The 18,249-nt window shown below is 33.2% G+C and carries 14 protein-coding genes; 8 read left to right on the top strand and 6 right to left on the bottom strand.

The annotated features are described in order from the left end of the window. The first annotated feature begins 33 nt into the window (after window positions 1-33). Both fabD and ACYSNV_RS00305 read left to right on the top strand, forming a co-directional pair. Entirely contained in the window at window positions 34-906 is an 873-nt protein-coding gene (gene fabD, locus ACYSNV_RS00300; RefSeq protein WP_461760572.1) for an ACP S-malonyltransferase, read from the top strand. 87 nt (window positions 907-993) lie between these two features. Continuing rightward, window positions 994-2,178, top strand: coding sequence for a multidrug effflux MFS transporter (locus ACYSNV_RS00305; RefSeq protein WP_461760573.1), 1,185 nt, complete (start codon window positions 994-996; stop codon window positions 2,176-2,178). Between the two features lie 93 nt (window positions 2,179-2,271). Here ACYSNV_RS00305 and ACYSNV_RS00310 read toward each other — a convergent pair whose 3' ends face one another. Beyond that, window positions 2,272-3,405 carry a DegT/DnrJ/EryC1/StrS family aminotransferase gene (locus ACYSNV_RS00310; RefSeq protein WP_461760574.1) on the bottom strand — a complete coding sequence of 378 codons (1,134 nt, stop codon included), beginning with the start codon at window positions 3,403-3,405 and terminating at the stop codon, window positions 2,272-2,274. Between the two features lie 158 nt (window positions 3,406-3,563). Between ACYSNV_RS00310 and ACYSNV_RS00315 the strand changes: the two genes are divergently transcribed. Further along, complete coding sequence (locus tag ACYSNV_RS00315) at window positions 3,564-4,814, top strand: 3-deoxy-D-manno-octulosonic acid transferase (protein ID WP_461760575.1); 1,251 nt, start codon at window positions 3,564-3,566, stop codon at window positions 4,812-4,814. Window positions 4,815-4,885: 71 nt separating this feature from the next. Here ACYSNV_RS00315 and ACYSNV_RS00320 read toward each other — a convergent pair whose 3' ends face one another. Further along, window positions 4,886-5,725 carry an aldo/keto reductase gene (locus ACYSNV_RS00320; protein ID WP_461760576.1) on the bottom strand — a complete coding sequence of 280 codons (840 nt, stop codon included), beginning with the start codon at window positions 5,723-5,725 and terminating at the stop codon, window positions 4,886-4,888. A gap of 279 nt (window positions 5,726-6,004) precedes the next feature. On the opposite strand from ACYSNV_RS00320, the gene ACYSNV_RS00325 reads away from it, so the two are divergent. Together ACYSNV_RS00325 and ACYSNV_RS00330 are read left to right on the top strand one after the other, a co-directional pair. Continuing rightward, on the top strand, window positions 6,005-8,167 hold the full coding sequence (locus ACYSNV_RS00325) for a S46 family peptidase (RefSeq protein WP_461760577.1): 2,163 nt from the start codon (window positions 6,005-6,007) through the stop codon (window positions 8,165-8,167). A 122-nt stretch (window positions 8,168-8,289) separates the two neighbouring features. Continuing rightward, the gene (locus ACYSNV_RS00330; RefSeq protein WP_461760578.1) at window positions 8,290-8,505 is read left to right on the top strand and encodes a hypothetical protein; all 216 of its coding nucleotides are present in this window, start codon (window positions 8,290-8,292) and stop codon (window positions 8,503-8,505) included. Window positions 8,506-8,595: 90 nt separating this feature from the next. Here the strand turns inward: ACYSNV_RS00330 and ACYSNV_RS00335 are convergent, their stop codons facing one another. Further along, window positions 8,596-10,122, bottom strand: coding sequence for a GH3 auxin-responsive promoter family protein (locus tag ACYSNV_RS00335; protein ID WP_461760579.1), 1,527 nt, complete (start codon window positions 10,120-10,122; stop codon window positions 8,596-8,598). 108 nt (window positions 10,123-10,230) lie between these two features. On the opposite strand from ACYSNV_RS00335, the gene ACYSNV_RS00340 reads away from it, so the two are divergent. Then, complete coding sequence (locus ACYSNV_RS00340) at window positions 10,231-11,028, top strand: DUF2797 domain-containing protein (RefSeq protein ID WP_461760580.1); 798 nt, start codon at window positions 10,231-10,233, stop codon at window positions 11,026-11,028. Between the two features lie 68 nt (window positions 11,029-11,096). Here ACYSNV_RS00340 and ACYSNV_RS00345 read toward each other — a convergent pair whose 3' ends face one another. Further along, window positions 11,097-13,754 (bottom strand): AsmA family protein, encoded by a 2,658-nt coding sequence (locus ACYSNV_RS00345; protein WP_461760581.1) that lies wholly within the window; start codon window positions 13,752-13,754, stop codon window positions 11,097-11,099. Between the two features lie 83 nt (window positions 13,755-13,837). Next, window positions 13,838-15,598 (bottom strand): signal peptide peptidase SppA, encoded by a 1,761-nt coding sequence (gene sppA, locus ACYSNV_RS00350; protein ID WP_461760582.1) that lies wholly within the window; start codon window positions 15,596-15,598, stop codon window positions 13,838-13,840. Between the two features lie 123 nt (window positions 15,599-15,721). On the opposite strand from sppA, the gene folK reads away from it, so the two are divergent. Further along, window positions 15,722-16,870, top strand: a complete 1,149-nt coding sequence (gene folK / locus ACYSNV_RS00355; RefSeq protein WP_461760583.1) for a 2-amino-4-hydroxy-6-hydroxymethyldihydropteridine diphosphokinase — start codon at window positions 15,722-15,724, stop codon at window positions 16,868-16,870. Window positions 16,871-16,899: 29 nt separating this feature from the next. On the opposite strand, the gene ACYSNV_RS00360 is transcribed toward folK, so the two are convergent. Beyond that, window positions 16,900-17,433: an RNA methyltransferase gene (locus ACYSNV_RS00360; protein WP_461760584.1), complete on the bottom strand. Its 534-nt coding sequence runs from the start codon at window positions 17,431-17,433 to the stop codon at window positions 16,900-16,902. A 222-nt stretch (window positions 17,434-17,655) separates the two neighbouring features. On the opposite strand from ACYSNV_RS00360, the gene ACYSNV_RS00365 reads away from it, so the two are divergent. Continuing rightward, the gene (locus tag ACYSNV_RS00365) at window positions 17,656-18,204 is read left to right on the top strand and encodes an FUSC family protein (RefSeq protein ID WP_461760585.1); all 549 of its coding nucleotides are present in this window, start codon (window positions 17,656-17,658) and stop codon (window positions 18,202-18,204) included. The last annotated feature ends 45 nt before the right edge of the window (window positions 18,205-18,249 follow it).

Here is an 18,249-nt window from a genome sequence, read left to right on the forward strand (position 1 = left end):
TTATTTTTGTGCATCAAAATTAAAAATAAACATATGAAAGCTTATATTTTTCCAGGCCAAGGCGCTCAGTTTACCGGAATGGGTAAAGACTTATATGAAAATTCACCTATAGCCAAAGAACTATTTGATCAGGCTAATGAAATTTTAGGTTTCGACATTCAAAAAATTATGTTTGAAGGTACTCCCGAGGAGTTAATGCAAACCAAAGTTACTCAACCTGCAGTTTTTCTTCATTCGGTGATTTTAGCTAAAACCTTACAAGACTTTAATCCTGAAATGGTAGCTGGTCACTCCCTAGGAGAGTTCTCAGCTTTAGTAGCCAATGGTACTTTAAGTTTTTCCGATGCCTTAAAACTAGTTTCTAAAAGAGCATTAGCCATGCAAAAAGCATGTGAAATAGCACCCTCTACAATGGCAGCAGTTCTTGGATTAGATAACCAAATCGTAGAACAAGTTTGTCAACAAATAGATGGTGTGGTTGTAGCTGCAAATTACAACTGCCCAGGGCAATTAGTGATCTCTGGTGAAACACAAGCAGTAGAAAAAGCATGTGAAGCCTTAAAACAAGCTGGTGCAAAAAGAGCTTTACTTTTACCAGTAGGTGGTGGATTTCACTCTCCAATGATGGAGCCGGCCAAAGAAGAATTGGCAGCAGCAATCCAAGCCACTACGTTCCATAATCCAACTTGTCCGGTTTACCAAAACGTAACAGCTAGTGCAATTACCGATCCACAACAAATAAAAGCCAATCTTATTTCGCAATTAACTGCACCTGTTAAATGGACACAGTCTGTAGAGCAAATGATAGAAGATGGAGCTACAAGCTTCACGGAAGTAGGCCCTGGAAAGGTACTAGTTGGATTAGTGAAAAAAATCAATAAAGAAGCACAAACCCACTCGGCATAACAAAAATACCGGTGTAGTGTTTTTTAATTCTCATAAAAATCCTTGATAGGTTCTATCAAGGATTTTATATTTAACCTTATTTAGATTGTGGAAAAATTATCTCGCGCTGAGTGGATTTTAGTATTTACTTTAGTTAGCCTAACAGCCTTGGGTCCAATTGCTATTGATATGTACCTACCTGGATTTCCAGATATAGCAAAAGACTTACATACCTCGTTGAACAATGTACAAATTTCACTATCCTTTTTCTTGGCAGGATTAGCTATTGGTCAATTATTTTGGGGACCTGTTTCTGATAAATATGGTAGTAAAAGGCCTTTGTTAATATCCTTATTCATCTTTATTTTAGCCTCGCTTGCTTGTATAAAGGTTCAAAATATAGAACTAATGTGGGCCTATAGATTCCTTCAAGCCTTTGGTAGTAGTGGAGGTGTAGTTATTGCAAGAGCAATCGTTAATCAACGATTTGATAAAGATCAAAGCTTAAAGATTTTTAGTATTCTTGCCGTAGTGGGAGGAATTGCTCCGATTTTAGCCCCAATAGTGGGAAATATTATTTTGCATTATTACCAATGGCCAGTTGTTTTTTTAGCTATGGCTTTCTTTGCATTAATTGCCGTTGCTATGACATCAATTAATTTAAAAAATCACAAAAAAAATCATAATTTAAAGCTTGATTTAAGTCAAATATTACGCAACTACTACAGCCTTTTTAAAAGCAAAACATTTATAACCTATACGGTTATAGGAAGTATAGCCTATAGCTGTTTAATGCTGTATATTAGCAATGCACCAATTCTTGTCATGGAACACGGAAAGTTATCTTCCACCAGCTTTACAATTGTGTTTATGATAAACTCTATGGCATTAATGTGTGGCTCTTTTCTTACCTCCTCAACGTTAAGAAAACGCCTGGCTCCTACCAGCATCTTAGCCCTAGCCACAAGTATTCAAATAGTTGCTGCATTTTTATTATGGCTGTTTATATATTTACAGGTTTCTATCTATTTACAACTAGTGCCATTACCTTTGTTTATTATGCCACTAGGAATGATTTTCCCCACTTCAACGACTTTAGCCCTTTCTCCGTTTAAAGAACAATCCGGAACGGCCTCTGCCCTTTTTGGAGCCCTACAATTAGCTTTTACTTTTGTTACCTCGGTAACTCTTAATAGCTTAAATGATGGATCCATGCATATTGTAGCCCTAACCCTATTGAGTTGCGCCTTGATAAGCTTTACAGTGAATTACTTTACAAGAAAAAACAAGTAAAAAACAAACAAAGTAAAAAAAATAATGCCCCAAATAAGTATTTAACTTTTTGGGGCATATCTAAAACTAAATTAGTCCTTTATTTTTGTCTGTTTATTTGGATAAGAAATCTAAAATCTCTTTACAAATAAACTCGATTTGATCTGTCTCTAACTCCGAATGCATAGGAAGAGCTAAAACTTGTTGAACTAAGGTATTTGTTACCGGAAAGTCTTGTTCTTTATAACGTGGATCTAAATACGCTTTTTGACGATGCAAAGGAATTGGATAATAAATAGCACATGGAATATCTTTACTTTGTAAATGCTTTAGTAAAGCATCTCTATCGGCATCAACAATTCGTAAACAGTATTGATGAAATACATGTGAATCCTGATCCCCTTGAATAACAGGCGTAATAATATGAGGATTATCTTTTAAAAGTTCACTATATAATTTTGCTGCTTCTCTACGTTTGTTGTTATAACTATCTAAATTAGGCAGTTTAGCATTTAAAACAGCAGCTTGAATACTATCCAATCGTGAATTCACTCCAATTACATCGTGGTGGTAACGCTCATACATACCATGGTTTACAATTCCGCGAATACGATGAGCTAAAGCATCATCGTTGGTAAAGATTGCTCCTCCATCACCATAACACCCTAAATTTTTACTTGGAAAAAAACTAGTAGCACTTACATGAGCGATTGTTCCAGTTTTTGCTTTATGTCCATCTTCAAATTTATAGTTGGCACCAATACCTTGGGCATTGTCCTCAATTACAAATAAATTATGCTTTTCAGCAATTTCCATAATTCCTTGCATATTGGCTGCTTGACCAAATAAATGCACAGGTACAATAGCTTTTGTCTTAGCTGTAATGGCTTTTTCCAATGCCTCTAGGTCAATATTAAAAGTATCTGGATATACATCTACTAAAACAGGAGTTAATTGCAACAGGCCTATTACTTCAACAGTAGCCGCAAAAGTAAAATCTGCCGTGATTACCTCATCTCCAGGTTCTAAGCCCAAGCCCATCATTGCGATTTGCAAGGCATCGGTACCATTTGCACAAGGAATTACATGTTTTACACCAAGATACTTTTCCAAATTAGCTTGAAAGCTATGAACCGCAGGACCATTAATATAAGCTGATGAATCTAATATTTCTTGAATAGATTGATTCACTTGATCTTTAATTCCCTCATATTGACTCTGTAGGTCAACCATTTGAATTTTTTTCATACTATATTTTTAAGTATATTATTTTTAAGTCAATCCAAAAAAATCTTCTTTAATAATTAATTGCAAAAGATATTACAACACAAAAATAATAAATTCTAACCGGGAAAAGCTTACAGTTTAACAAAAGAAATGTAATTTCGCCATATAAAGATTTATCGATGTTTTTTATTTATAATATTCTGACTCACATTAGCTATGGTATATTGAAAATCGTAGCCCTTTTTAATAAAAAAATAGCCCTATTTATAAAAGGTAGACAACAAAGCTTTGCTTTAATAAACAAACACCTATGTACTACAGACAAAGTAATTTGGCTACATGTGGCCTCTCTTGGTGAGTATGAACAGGGCTTACCGTTAATGCAGCAATTAAAAACACAATATCCCCAATATAAACTATTACTTACTTTTTTTTCTCCCTCGGGTTATCAAGTTAAAAAAGACAATACAATAGCAGATTTAACAATCTATTTACCAATGGATACCAAGAAAAATGTCAAAAAATTCATGAGCTTGGTAGATATTGAAATGGCATTTTTTGTAAAATATGAATATTGGCCCAATTACCTAAGAGCTTTAAAGGCTAAAAACACACCAACTTATTTAGTTTCAGGTATACTACGAGAGAACCAGATATTCTTTAAATGGTATGCAGGTTTTTATCGAAAGTCATTAGATGCTTTTTGGTATTTTTTTGTACAAAACAATTTATCTAAAACACTATTGGCAAAGCTTGGCCACTATAACGTACAGGTAGTTGGAGATACCAGATTTGACCGCGTAATAGATATCTTAGAAAAGGATAATAATTTAGATTTCCTACAAACTTTCACTAAAAAAAAGACTACTACCACCTTGGTTATAGGTAGCTCCTGGCCTGTAGACTCACAAATGTTAGTTGATTACATTAACCAAATACAAGACCCGGATATTAAATTCGTATTTGCACCGCATAATATTAAGGAGAATCAAATCACCGAATTAATCCAAAAACTTAAAAAACCCTATATTCTTCATACAAAAAGACAAGGCCAAGATATTCAAAACGCACAAGTATATATTATTGATGCCTATAGCCTTTTAACAAAAGCATATAGCTATGCAACCTTAGCTTATGTTGGAGGAGGATTCGGCTCAGGAATTCACAATATCCTAGAGGCCGCTATATATAACATACCTGTGATTATCGGTCCAAAATATCAAAAATTTCAAGAAGCTAAGGACCTAGTTGCTTTAGGAGGTTGTTTGGTGGTAAACAATAAACAAGAATTGTTTCAAGAATTAGATCAATTACTCTTTAACAAACAAGCATGTAGTAGGCTTGGTAAAGTTAATTATGACTTTATATATAAAAACAAAGATGCTACAAATAAAATCATTGAGCACCTAGTTAAAAATGACAAAAGGTAAATAACCCCTAGGGGTTGTTTACCTTTTTATTTGAATTAATAATTAAGCCACCTCTAGGGTAGATAAACTTTTTAAAAATCAACTTTATCTGGATGTAATCCCGAGCCACCAAAATATGGCAAATTATCCAATATTGCAACGTCTTTAGCATCTAATTCAATATCAAATACATCAAAATTAGATTCGATACGTTCTTTGGTTACAGATTTAGGTAAAGGTAAATGCCCATGGTAGAGAATCCAAGCCAAAGTTAACTGTGCCGGAGATACCTTATATTTTTTAGCCATTTCTACTATGGTTTTATTCTCCAGAATATTCCCTTGTCCTAGTGGCGACCAGGCCTGTATTAAGATGTCCTTTTTTTGGCAATAAGTAACTACATCATTTTGAGTAAAACCTGGGTGATATTCTATTTGATTAACCATCGGTGCAATGGTTGCCTGTTTTAATAATGGTTCAAGATGCTCTGGTAAAAAATTACAAACACCAATGGCGCGCACCAATCCTTTAGTATATAAATGTTCTAAAGCCTTCCAACTATCCAAGTTTTTCTGCGCCCAATCCGAATATTTACTCTCACTAGCAGGCCAGTGTAACAAGTACATATCTATGTAATCTAAACCCAATCGGTCTAAAGATTTTTCAAAAGCTCGGATTCCAGGATCATATCCCCTGTCGGTATTCCATAATTTAGTGGTAACAAAAATATCATTACGTTTAACTTTACTATCATTTATGGCCTTACCCACTGACTTCTCATTGCCATAAACCGCAGCGGTATCAATAAGGCGATATCCAGTATCTAGAGCTTGCTCTACTGCTTTTAGTGTGGCTTGTCCATCGGGAATTTGCCAAGTTCCAAAACCAATTGCTGGTATTAAAACGCCATTGCTTAATTTATAGTGTTTCACTTTTTTATATGTTTTGGTTAATACAAATAACAAGTTACGAAAATTTAATTTTTTTAACAACAATAATTTCCTTAAACAACAAAACACACTCGTAAGAGAGTAACCTAAAATATTTTATCTAAAATTATTAAAAATAACACTTTAATTAAATACTAAAAATTCGTATTTAATCTTAGTTTATATAATATAACAGGAGCACTACAGGCAATACATTTCTATTTTTTAGTGTAAAAATGGTATCTTGCGCCCCATAGAATATACTTTCTAACTTACACTAATATGAAACAAAGAATTAAAAATTTATTGAAAGTTGCATTTCTTGTTGTTGCCTTACCTATTTATGGACAACAAGGGGGAATGTGGATTCCTTCCTTACTTGAGGGAATGAATGAAAAAGAGATGAACTCTTTGGGGATGAAAATGTCTATCCAAGATATTTACAATGTGAATACATCAAGTATGAAAGATGCCGTTCCTCATTTCAATGGAGGATGTACCTCAGAGGTAATTTCACCCGATGGACTACTTTTAACTAATCACCATTGTGGTTATGGTCAAATTCAAGCTCACTCTACTTTAGAGAATGACTATCTACAAAATGGTTTCTGGGCGCAAGATAGATCACAAGAATTACCTAATGAGAATCTGCAGGTAACTTTTATGGTTAAAATACAAGACGTAACCGATCAAGTACTTAAAGGAGTTAAAGACAAAGATTCGGAGAAAGTAAAACAAGATAAAATTAGTAAAAACATTGCCAAAACTATCAAAGATTTTCCAAAAGAAGATTGGCAAGAAAACAGAATAAAAGCATTTTATGAAGGTAACCAATACATTTTATTTGTAACAGAAACATTCAAAGATGTACGTTTGGTGGGTACCCCACCATCTTCTATTGGTAAATTTGGATCCGATACAGACAACTGGGTATGGCCAAGACATACAGGAGATTTTGCTTTATTTAGAATTTATGCAGATAAAGACAACAAACCTAGCGAGTATTCTTTAGATAATATACCTTATACTCCAAAACACTTCTTCCCTATTTCATTAGATGGAGTGTCTCAGGATGATTTTACAATGGTGTTTGGTTACCCAGGAAGAACCCAAGAGTATTTACCTTCTTTTGCTGTAGAGCAAATCATTGAGAGCCTTAATCCTGCTAAAATTAAAATCCGTGATACTGCTTTAAAAATCACAGATGAATTCATGCGAAATGATCCAACTATAAAAATTCAATATGCTTCTAAATTTGCAAGTACAGCAAATCACTGGAAAAAATGGATTGGAGAGAGTCAAGGTTTAAAGAAAACCGGAGCAGTACAATCTAAAAAAGATTTCGAACAAGATTTTATTGAAAAAGCGAACAGTTCAAAAAACACCAAACAATACGCAAATTTACTTGCGCAATTCGAAACCCTATACAATCAAATTACTCCTTACGCAGTAAGTAAAGAGTATTTCAATGAAATTGTATTAAGAAATGCGGAACTATTAAGCGCAGCATGGAAAGTGTATGCTTTAGAAAAAGCAATGGATAATCCGAAAGCTTTTGAAAGTAAAAAACAAGATATTATAAAATCACAAGAAAGATTCTATAAAAATTATTCACAAAAAGTAGATGAAAAGGTTTTTGAAGCCCTAATGAAACTCTACTCGGAGAATGCACCACAAGAATTCTTGCCAGAGCAATTAGTGCAAATCGATGCCAAGGCGCTAACCCAAGATTTATTTAAACAAACTAAATTAACATCTTACCAAGGTTTACAAGAACTTTTAAACGGAGATGCCAACCAAGTACTTGCTAATTTAAACCAAGACAAAGCCTACGTGTTTGCAAAGGCCATCTTTAAAAATTACCAAGAAAATGTTTTACCTACTTACACACAATTAGAGACAGAAATAGCTGCTTTACAACGTGTGTATATGAAAGCACAATTAGATTTATACCCACAGGCAAGGATTTTCCCTGACGCCAATAGTACTTTAAGAGTTACTTATGGGGTTGTAGATGGATATCAACCAAGTGATGCCGTATATTACGAGGCTCTTACCCATTTAGATGGTATTATGGAAAAATATATACCTGGAGATTATGAATTTGATGTTCCAGCAAAATTAATTGAACTTTATGAAAATAAAGACTACGGAAATTACGCCCAAGCGGACGGAAAACTACCTGTGAACTTTATTTCAACCAATCATACAACAGGTGGTAATTCAGGTTCTCCAGCCCTTGACGCTTATGGAAATTTAGTTGGTTTAAACTTCGATAGAGTATGGGAAGGGACAATGAGTGATATTTATTATGATCCTTCTATCTGTCGTAACATTATGGTAGATACACGTTATATTTTATTTATTATCGATAAATTCGCAGGCGCAACACACTTGATTGATGAAATGGAATTGGTTTACCCTAAAAGCAAACCATCTAATTAATTAATAATAAACAACTTACACTTTGTTTTTATTGTAAAAAATATTTTTCAAAAAAAACTAGGAGTCTTAAAAAAATCATATATTTGTTGTGAATTAATAATTAACTTTTATAATTAATCAAGATGAAAAAAATCGCGTTAAGCATTGCTTTAGTAGCTATGATGGGAGTATCTTTTGTTTCTTGTAACGAAACTGCTAAAGAAGCTCCAGCTCAAGAAGAAGAAGTTGTAACTGAAACTGTAACTGAAGAAGCTCCTGCAACTGAAGAAGCTGCTGTAACTGAAGAAGCTCCAGCAACTGAAGAGGCTCCTGCAACTGAAGAAGCTCCAGCTAACTAATTCTAGATTAAACTAGATTAGCTAGAAGGCTAAAAAATAAAACCTCGCTCTTTTGGAGCGAGGTTTTTCTTTTATATTCATTTAAATGTACTAAACAACTTGAAGTTCTTGCATCTTTAAAAGCTGATCTATAATTTTTCTCTCATTAGATAGCCTTGGAATTTTATGCTGCCCCCCAAGTTTGTCATTTTGCTTTAACCAATCATAAAATAAATTTCTACGAACCGAAACCAATCGCAAGGGATTTAAGGTCATATTATTGGTACGCTTGGCCTCGTAATCCGAATTTAACTCCTGTAGATTCTTATCCAATACCTGGCTAAATAAATCCAAATCTAAAGGTTGTTTACTAAATTCGATTAACCACTGATGAGCTCCCTTTTCTTTACCCTGCATAAAAATAGGTCCAACGGTATATTCTACAACATTTACATCAAACTCGGAACATGTTTTTGCTAAAGCTCGATCGGTGTTTTCTATCATCAGTTCCTCACCAAATACATTAATAAAATGCTTGGTTCTTCCCGTTATTTTAATTCGATAGGGAAGTAAACTAGTAAATCGAACTGTATCTCCAATTTCATAGCGAATCAAACCTGCGTTGGTGGTTATTACCATAGCGTAATTTTTATCCAATTCAACCTGACTCAAATCAATTATACGTTGATTCTCTGACCCATAAGAATCCATAGGAATAAACTCATAAAAAATTCCATAATCAAGCATCAACAGTAATTCGTTGCAATTATTTTGATCTTGAATGGCAAAAAATCCTTCGGAAGCATTGTAAATCTCGTAGTATTTCATTTGATTACTTGGAAACAATCTTTGATATTGCTCTTTATAAGGTTCAAAACTTACACCTCCATGAAAATATACCTCTGCATTGGGCCACAACTCGAGCAAATTATCTTTTCCTGTCTCAGCTATTATTCGATTAAATAAAACTAACATCCAAGATGGCACCCCAGCAATACTAGTTACATTTTCATTTCGAACCTCTTTAATAATAGCATCCATTTTAGATTCCCATTCACTCATTAAAGATGTTTTATTACTTGGAGTACTACTTAACTCTGCCCAAAAAGGAGCATTATCAATTAATATGGCCGATAAATCACCAAAAAAAGTATTATTGTCTTGGTATAATTGCTTACTTCCTCCTAATCGGAGTCCTTTACCGGTGAATAATTGGGATTCTGGGTTATTGTTCAAATACAAGCAAAGTAAGTCTTTAGCTGCCTTGTAATGACAATCCTCCAAAGCTTGTTGACTCACAGGAATAAATTTACTTTTAGCATTAGTGGTCCCACTACTCTTTGCAAAATAACGAACCGGCTCGGGCCAAAAAATATTATTCTCTCCTTGCCTACATCTTTCTATATATGGCTCAAATTCCTCGTATTTAAAAAGTGGTACTCGTTGGGAAAAAGTTTCATAATTTTTTATACTGGCATAATCATACTGTTTCCCTATTAATGTCTTTTCATTTGTCTTAATTAAATTAAAGAATAATTCCTGTTGCACCTGATTTGGATGAGTTCGAAATAAATCTATTTGATGAATTCTTTTTTTAAGAATCCATGAAGCAATCGAATTTATAATTGTAAATGCCATAAACGTTCGTTTTAAAAAACTACTTACCTCAACTAGAAAAAAGGTAAAATAGTATGGTAAGAAATGTTTTTGTATTTTTACCACTTACCCAAAAATAATAATTTATTTATGCTTTACGAAGGAGTTTTAAACAAAATGCAGACAGAGTTTAACAATCCTATTGAATACTATTTAGTATTAGGTACTAACTTCGTCAATATCAACCAGATTTTAGAAAAAAAAATAAAAATTGACTTTGTAGATTATCAATGTTTAAACTGTAAAGAACACAAAAAAATCTTCCGACAAGGCTTTTGTTATACTTGTTTTTACAATTCAGCCCAAGTTGGTGACTGGATTATGCATCCCGAGAAAAGTACTGCTCATCTAGGAATAGAAGATCGAGACCTGGCCTATGAGCAAAAATGTCAATTACAACCCCATATTGTATACCTTGCCTTGTCAAGTAATGTTAAGGTAGGAGTTACCAGAAAATCCCAAATTCCAACCAGATGGATAGATCAAGGAGCTTCTAAAGCAATCGAAATTGTAGAGGTCCCTAACAGGTATCTAGCCGGTATAACCGAGGTAGCCCTTAAAGATAGTTTTACCGACAAAACCAATTGGCGAAAAATGTTGCAAAACGATACAGCACAAATAGATATTTCTCAAATAAGAGATACCCTAAAGGATAAGTTACCCGTAGAGGTGCAACCTTATTTTGACACAACAAATAGCAATCTAATAGACTTAAATTATCCAGTTGTTGCATATCCAACTAAAGTACAAAGCTTAAATTTAGAGAAAACTCCTAGCTTTACAGGGGTTATTAAAGGAGTAAAAGGCCAGTATTTAATATTTGAATGTGGCACTGTATTTAATATTAGAACCTACGAGGGGTTTATAATTAATTTTGAAATACTTTAAGCATCCAAATAAGTTTATATACTAAAAAAAGCTAAGTTAAAAACTTAGCTTTTTTTTAGTATACCTAATTAAGGCTTTTGTTGCTGTTCAGAATCTGGAGAGTGTTTAGACTTTGAAAAAATATCCTTTAAACCTTGCTGAATCTTATTAACTCCTTGGTTTGAGTTAGAGCTCTGATTGGTGGTATCTTGTTTAGTTGTACTTGCGCTGTTTAATAGATCTTTTAAAGCATCTTTCCCTTTATTTGCTAAATTTTTCGCTTGAGCCTCCAGTAAATCAGTAGCCAGTCTACTAACAACTGTTTGTAAGTCTGTAGATATTTTAGGAGAAGAGAAATTTCCTGTTATTCCAACCTCCACCGGTATATGGCTAAAATTAGACTGTTCTGTGGTTGATAATTTTCCTAAAGCTACACTTACCTCAGGACCTAAAAGACTACTGGGAACTAAAAAATCAAGTTTATAATTCATATTTTGATCCAACCCATGGGCACCCTTAAAAGTAACTGGCATATTGGAAACCTGAAAATCTAAAGGTTTAAATACAATATTTCCCTTATCTATGTTAACCAAAATCTGTTTTTGATTTAAATTCACATCTTTAAAGTTAACAAAACCAAGTGTGTTGTCAATCAAGCTTAGCATTTTAGACTTACTAGGAGTAATATCAACTTTATTTAAAGTTGCCTGTAATTCTCCTTGTAGAGTTTGCATGTCTATATCCAATGACTCACTTTGTAAATTACCTTGTAATTGTGCTTTGGCAGAGATTCTTCCCGATACAATATCGGATATTGGAGCTATTGTTTTTAAAAGTTCTATTTGTGAAAAACTCTTCTGTATATCTAAATTATTCAGATTTAAATCCACATGAAAATTAGCCGCAGGGTCTTTAGCCTGTACATTACCTTTTAAATCAATACTCCCATCAAGTAAATTAGCACGAATGTTCTGTAAATCTATACTTTGTTGATTTAAAAGCATAGTACCTTTTACATTAAAAAGATCAAGCTGATCATAAACCACTTGATTGGCCTGTATGGTTAAACTACAATCTAAAAAAGCAGGAATCTGTAATGCATTTGTTGAACTAGAGTCTTGTTGTTTTACTTGACCTTGTGTGGGATTTACACCAGAATTTGTTGTAGATTGTAAAAAATCAGAAACAACAAAATAATTAGAATTTACCGAAAAATTACCTTTTAAGATTTGCTTGGAGAATAAAAATCCGTATAAATTATCTACCCTACCTTTGGCCTTAATATCACTTTGTCCTATTTTTGAAACAAAGCTATCCAAGGAAATAAACTTGCTACTAAAACTTAAAGCAGCCATTTGAATCTGAATTGCTTCTTGTAAAGAACTATCGCTATAATTAAAATCAGTTAAACTTATATTTCCACTACTTTTAATATTCTGATAGCGCAATTTATCAACCGACTCCTTATCTAGGTCAATACTTAAATTAGCACTTAATATCCCTTTTAAACTCTTTTGCATTTTTATAGGATAAACCTTGGATAAATTAGCTAAGTTAATTATTCCATTAACAGTGGCCTGTAGCGTTGGATTTTCACTTATATTACGCAATAGTGCATTTGCCTGAAAAGTATCTTTACCTATTTGAAATTCCAACGAATTGATAGCTAAAAAAGTATCTTGCATCTTAGTGGTAGTATTGGCAAGTGTAATATCTAAGTCGATATGTTCCACTGCCATGGGGAGATCTTGGTATTTAAAATAAGCATCCTTACTTTTAATACCTATATCAAAAACAGGAATACTTTGTTGATCGAGCTTACCTTTAAATTCTCCGTTAACTTGAAACTCTCCCCTAGTGGATACTTTTTGTAAATCTTCACTATACAAAGTGGGAATTAAAGCTAGAAAGTTTTTAAAATCAGAGCTAGGAGTAGAGAATACCAAATCATAGTCTTGGTAAGTGTCCTTTATTTGAACAAAACCATCAAACTCTAACGGTAATTGGTTTATCAAAGCTTGATTTTGTTTAAAACTAAATTTCATGTCTTGCAAATCCATAGCAATGATAGCCTGTAACTCTAAGGGTAAAGCTTTTAAATAAGAAACACTATCTAAACTAAAACCAACTAGAGCCTTGCTTTGGGTATCTAAGTCGATTTTATTTGTATTGCTATTTACCCTGGCTCTCCCTTTGTGATAAAAATCTCTTAAATCAATTTGTATCTTACTACCTAAATCCGTGTAATGCAGATCAAAACCTTTGATTTGATAACTCGAAAGATTTACTAAAAAATCAGTTGTATCCCCAGATTGATCCTTGTGATCTTGTTTTGATGAAGAATCCTTTAAAGCAATATCATAGTTACTCACTCCCTGAGAGTCTACAACCAGATTTAGTTTGCCCGAATCAAGCTCGATGGATTCAATATCCATCTGGTGATTAGATTTAAAGAGCTCATAAATTGAAAGCTTTAAATTTATTTGCTTTACAAAAGCCAAAGTGTCACCTGAAAAAGGCTCGTTATTGATAACAGTGAAATCTTTAATACTAATATTTGCTTTTGGAAAGCTACGAAACAAGCTCAAATCAACCTGTTTGAAATCGACTCTGGCGTTTAAATTTTTATTAATTGTTGTTTTTACTAAATCTTGAATCTTATTGTGAAATAAAAAAGGAGCAGTAAAAAGTAAAACAACTATAACCCCTATTACAGCGATTATGGATAGTAACACTTTTTTTTTCATAACATATTGTTTTGTATAAATTTACAAAAAAAAAGGTCAATGTACTTTATATACATTGACCCATTTTTTCTAGTTATAAATACTTAATTCATATGAATTTCAAAAGGAATAATAGCTTGAACTCCTTGTAATGCGCTAAAGTAATTTAAACGCTCTAGCATTTGAAAGTTCTCTTGCCCAATTTTGTCTATAATCATTTGATCTTGACTTTTTATTAAAGTGTTACCAAAATAGCTTCGTAACAGGTCATCAAAATTCAACTCATAATCTGGATAATTCACCACTCGGTAATCTTCAATCTCAACAGCCTCAGCGGCATATGCGATAGCAGATTCCAATCCACCAAAATCGTCAATAAGTCCTTTTTCTAACGCATCACTCCCGGTCCAAACACGTCCTTGAGCTAATTCATCTACTTGTTCAAAACTCATGGAACGTCCCTGAGCAACACGTTGAACAAAAGTCGTGTATACCTGTTCGATACCTTGTGTTGCATATTGTCTATATCCTTTTTGCATTGGAGCAAAAGGACTGTAATTTGCTTGGTTATCATGGGTTTGTACCTCTTGGGGATTTACACCATATTTTTGAGTTAGTTCACTAAAATTCGGAAGCATACCAAATACACCAATACTACCGGTTATTGTCGCTGGATCGGCAAAAATATAATCCGCCCCACAAGCAATATAATATCCACCAGAGGCCGCGTAATCCCCCATAGAAACTATCACAGGCTTTACATCCTTAGTTAACTCGACTTCCCTCCAAATAAGTTCTGAGGTTAAAGCGCTACCCCCAGGGCTATTAACACGTAAAACAACGGCCTTAATTTTATCATTATTCCTTGCTTTTGTTAAAGCTCTATTAATAGACTCTTCTCCAATATAATTCACATTACCCTCGCCACTTAAAATCTGGCCTTGTGCATAAATTACTGCTATTTGATCCTTAGCTAATTTACCTTTAGAAGTCTTAGGAGCTTTTATATACTCTAAAATGTCTATCTTATTGTAACTCTTATCTAAATCTACACCTAATTGCTGCTTTACGCTATTTTCAAATTCATCTTTGTAGCCTATTTTGTCAATTAAATTATTCTCTAATGCTAGTACAGCAGTACGACCATCTAAATTAGTTGCAATTTGATTTAATTTCTCTACAGATACATTTCTACTTGTTGAAATATCAGTTACTAAGGTGGACCAAATTGAATTTAAAAATTCAGAGGTTTGCTCATAATTAGCCGCACTCATTTTATCTTCTAAATAGGGCTCTACTGCACTTTTATATTTCCCATGACGTAAAACCTCCATCTTTATACCAGTTTTCTCTTGCAATCCTTTTAAATACAAAATCTCTAGAGCCAAGCCTTTAAAGTCTACAAGGCCTACTGGATTCATATAAATGGAATCCGCAACCGAATTTAAATAAAATTCACGTTGAGAATAATAATCTGCGTAAGACATGATAAACTTCCCGCTTTTTTTAAAATCTTGTAATTTCTCACGAATTTCTCGAAGTTGTACAAAGCCCAAAGCACTGTGCTGATTCACTAAAGTTATTCCTTTAATCTTTGTATCGTTTTGTGCATCCTCTAAGGCCTTTAGTACATTAGATACACCATTTTTTGGTTCATCTTTAAAAGATATATCTTTATAATTGAATTTACCACCATAATCATACTTTACCTTAGATAAATCCAATACTAAAACAGAATTATCTTTAACCACCACTTTTTCACTACTACCTAAAGCCGCCGTAATACCAATAGTGGCCACAAACAACAAACCGAAAAACAGACATAGGCCTATTAAAGTTGCTAATACATTTGCTAAAAATCTCATAAATACGCTTTTCTTTTATTAGTAGGCTAAATCTACTACTTGTTACAGTTTTGACAAAATTTTGTGCCAATAACTAATTCAAAAATAGCTTAAATTTAAATTTGTTTTAGTTACTTTGCCCCTATGTATACGCAAAATAACATAGTTTTATCCATTGGCACTAATATGGGAGATAAAATAGCAAATATTCAAAAAGCTATTAATCTGATCCACAACCAACTAGGTAGTGTCATTAAAATATCTCCTATTTACCAGTTCCCTGCATGGGGATTTGAGAGTGAACCGTTTTATAATTGTGCCATACTCATACACTCAAAAGCTAGTGGAGAACAAGCCATTGAAAAAGTCTTGTCTTTTGAAAAAGCTCTTGGAAGAACCCGTGCTGTGCAAAAAGGATATACAGCCAGGGTAATTGATATTGACATTATTGCCTATAACCAACAGGTTTATGATCTTCCCAATTTAAGTATTCCACATCCTTTAATGCAAGAAAGAAAATTTGTATTAAAACCCTTTTTAGATCTAAATTTTTCTTGGAAGCATCCCATACTTAATCTAAGTATTGAACAACTCAACAAACAATGTACGGATCAATCTACACCAATTGTGGTAGGTAATATTGCCTGTCCGCTTGACAAATACGATTTTTCGAAAATAAATTTTCTAGCCATTGAAGGTAATATTGGAGCAGGAAAAACTACTTTATCAACTCGCATAAGTGAAGACTTTAATGCCAAGAATATTTTAGAGGGATTTGCAGATAATCCTTTCTTACCCAAATTTTATCAAGATGCCGAGAGATATGCATTTCCTTTAGAAATGTCTTTTTTAGCCGATAGATATAGTCAATTATCAGATGATCTGTCTCAATTAGATTTATTTAAAGAATTTGTAATCGCAGATTACTATGTACATAAATCGCTTATTTTTGCGCAAATTACCCTAGAGCCTGATGAGTTTAGACTTTATAAACAAGTTTTTGAAATTATGTATAAAGAAACTCCTAGGCCCGACCTTTATGTGTTTTTATATCAAAACACCAATCGTTTACTAGAGAATATTCAAAAAAGAGGACGTTCTTATGAAGCCGATATTACAGCAAACTACTTGGATAAAGTTACCCAAGGGTATTTAAAGTATATTAAAACACTGCCCGAGAATCGCGTTTTATTAATCGATATATCTGATCTAGATTTTGTTGCCAAACAACAGGACTATATTCAGATTCTAGAACTTATTCACAATAAAATCACACAGATAACAACTAAATAAGAAAAGCCTCCAAAAAATGGAGGCTTTTCTTATTTAAAACTCATTTTTGAGAATAAATCCCAAATTACAATTCCTGCACTTACAGAAATATTTAAAGAATGCTTTGTTCCTAACTGTGGTATTTCTATCACACCATCACTTAAATCAACTACAGCCTGACTCACCCCTTTTACCTCATTGCCAAAAACAAGGGCATAGGTGGTGTTAGATTCTACCTTAAAATCTTGTAACATGACACTGTTTTGAACTTGTTCAATACTTTGAATATTTACTTTTTCACTCTTTAATCTACTAATAACATCCTCAATATCCTTAACATACTCCCATTCTACGGTATCGGTGGCACCTAATGCCGTTTTGTGAATTTCTTTATTAGGAGGGGTAGCTGTTATACCACATAGATAAACCTTTTGAATTAGAAAAGCATCACAGGTTCTAAACACCGAACCTATGTTGTGCAGACTTCGTACATCATCTAAAACAACAATAAGTGGGGTTTTAGAGGAGCGTTTAAATTCTTCCGCATTTTTTCGATCTAATTCGCTATTGGCTAATTTTCGCATATTTTCCTTGATTTGTAGCAAAAATAAAAAATATTGAACGTACAAACCAATACTAAACAAATTAATAAATAAATCAGTAAAGTTTCTATAATAATTCAATACTTATTTCTGATAAATCTTCTTTGTTTTTAAAAGCATAAATAATTATTTAACAAAAATCTATATGTAAAATATTGATTAAAGCCAAAAGGCTTAGTATTTTTGCACCCAAAACAAAACCTAATGTTCCACAAGATTATTAAGTATATAATAACAAACCCGTTAATTATCTATTTTACACGCTGTACTATAGCACTAATAATTGGTTTTATACTGCTTGAAAAACTCCCAGATTACCAAATGTTATGGACACTAATATCCATTATATTAGTTATTTCACCAGAGGGGCAAAACTCTAAAAAACTTTCTGTTGAACGTTTCAAATCTAATCTAGTTGGTTCTATTGTAGGTCTGGTATGTTTGGAAATTCAACCTAATGCTGATTTTTGGTTATGTCTTTTAGGTTTCTTTTTAACCATTATAACTTGCTATATCTTTAATATTTTAAATATGGCACGAGTTGCCTTAGTGGCTTTAATTATAATATTGATTCAACCCAATAGTGAATTAATCCCCTTGTCTAGTAAAATACTTGAGGCAACACCTTTAATTCGAGCTATATCCGTTACTTTAGGCTGCTTTATTGGCTTGGCAATAACGGTTTTTACAAGCGTAATTATTCGCGCATTAAAAACAAAGTACAATATTCCATTAAATAAGTCATTTACCTAACCAAGAGATTACTTTAAAAACAACAAGAGCCATTTTCAAATACTT

It is taken from the genome of Myroides sp. LJL119 (assembly GCF_054871605.1).

Bases quoted from the DNA above. Each gene is read 5' to 3' on its own strand.
- fabD (WP_461760572.1), top strand. From the start codon at position 34: ATGAAAGCTTATATTTTTCCAGGCCAAGGCGCTCAGTTTACCGGAATG.
- ACYSNV_RS00310 (WP_461760574.1), bottom strand. From the start codon at position 3,405: ATGAAAAAAATTCAAATGGTTGACCTACAGAGTCAATATGAGGGAATT.
- ACYSNV_RS00315 (WP_461760575.1), top strand. From the start codon at position 3,564: ATGTTTTTTATTTATAATATTCTGACTCACATTAGCTATGGTATATTG.
- ACYSNV_RS00325 (WP_461760577.1), top strand. From the start codon at position 6,005: ATGAAACAAAGAATTAAAAATTTATTGAAAGTTGCATTTCTTGTTGTT.
- ACYSNV_RS00330 (WP_461760578.1), top strand. From the start codon at position 8,290: ATGAAAAAAATCGCGTTAAGCATTGCTTTAGTAGCTATGATGGGAGTA.
- ACYSNV_RS00335 (WP_461760579.1), bottom strand. From the start codon at position 10,122: ATGGCATTTACAATTATAAATTCGATTGCTTCATGGATTCTTAAAAAA.
- ACYSNV_RS00340 (WP_461760580.1), top strand. From the start codon at position 10,231: ATGCTTTACGAAGGAGTTTTAAACAAAATGCAGACAGAGTTTAACAAT.
- ACYSNV_RS00345 (WP_461760581.1), bottom strand. From the start codon at position 13,754: ATGAAAAAAAAAGTGTTACTATCCATAATCGCTGTAATAGGGGTTATA.
- sppA (WP_461760582.1), bottom strand. From the start codon at position 15,598: ATGAGATTTTTAGCAAATGTATTAGCAACTTTAATAGGCCTATGTCTG.
- folK (WP_461760583.1), top strand. From the start codon at position 15,722: ATGTATACGCAAAATAACATAGTTTTATCCATTGGCACTAATATGGGA.
- ACYSNV_RS00360 (WP_461760584.1), bottom strand. From the start codon at position 17,433: ATGCGAAAATTAGCCAATAGCGAATTAGATCGAAAAAATGCGGAAGAA.
- ACYSNV_RS00365 (WP_461760585.1), top strand. From the start codon at position 17,656: ATGTTCCACAAGATTATTAAGTATATAATAACAAACCCGTTAATTATC.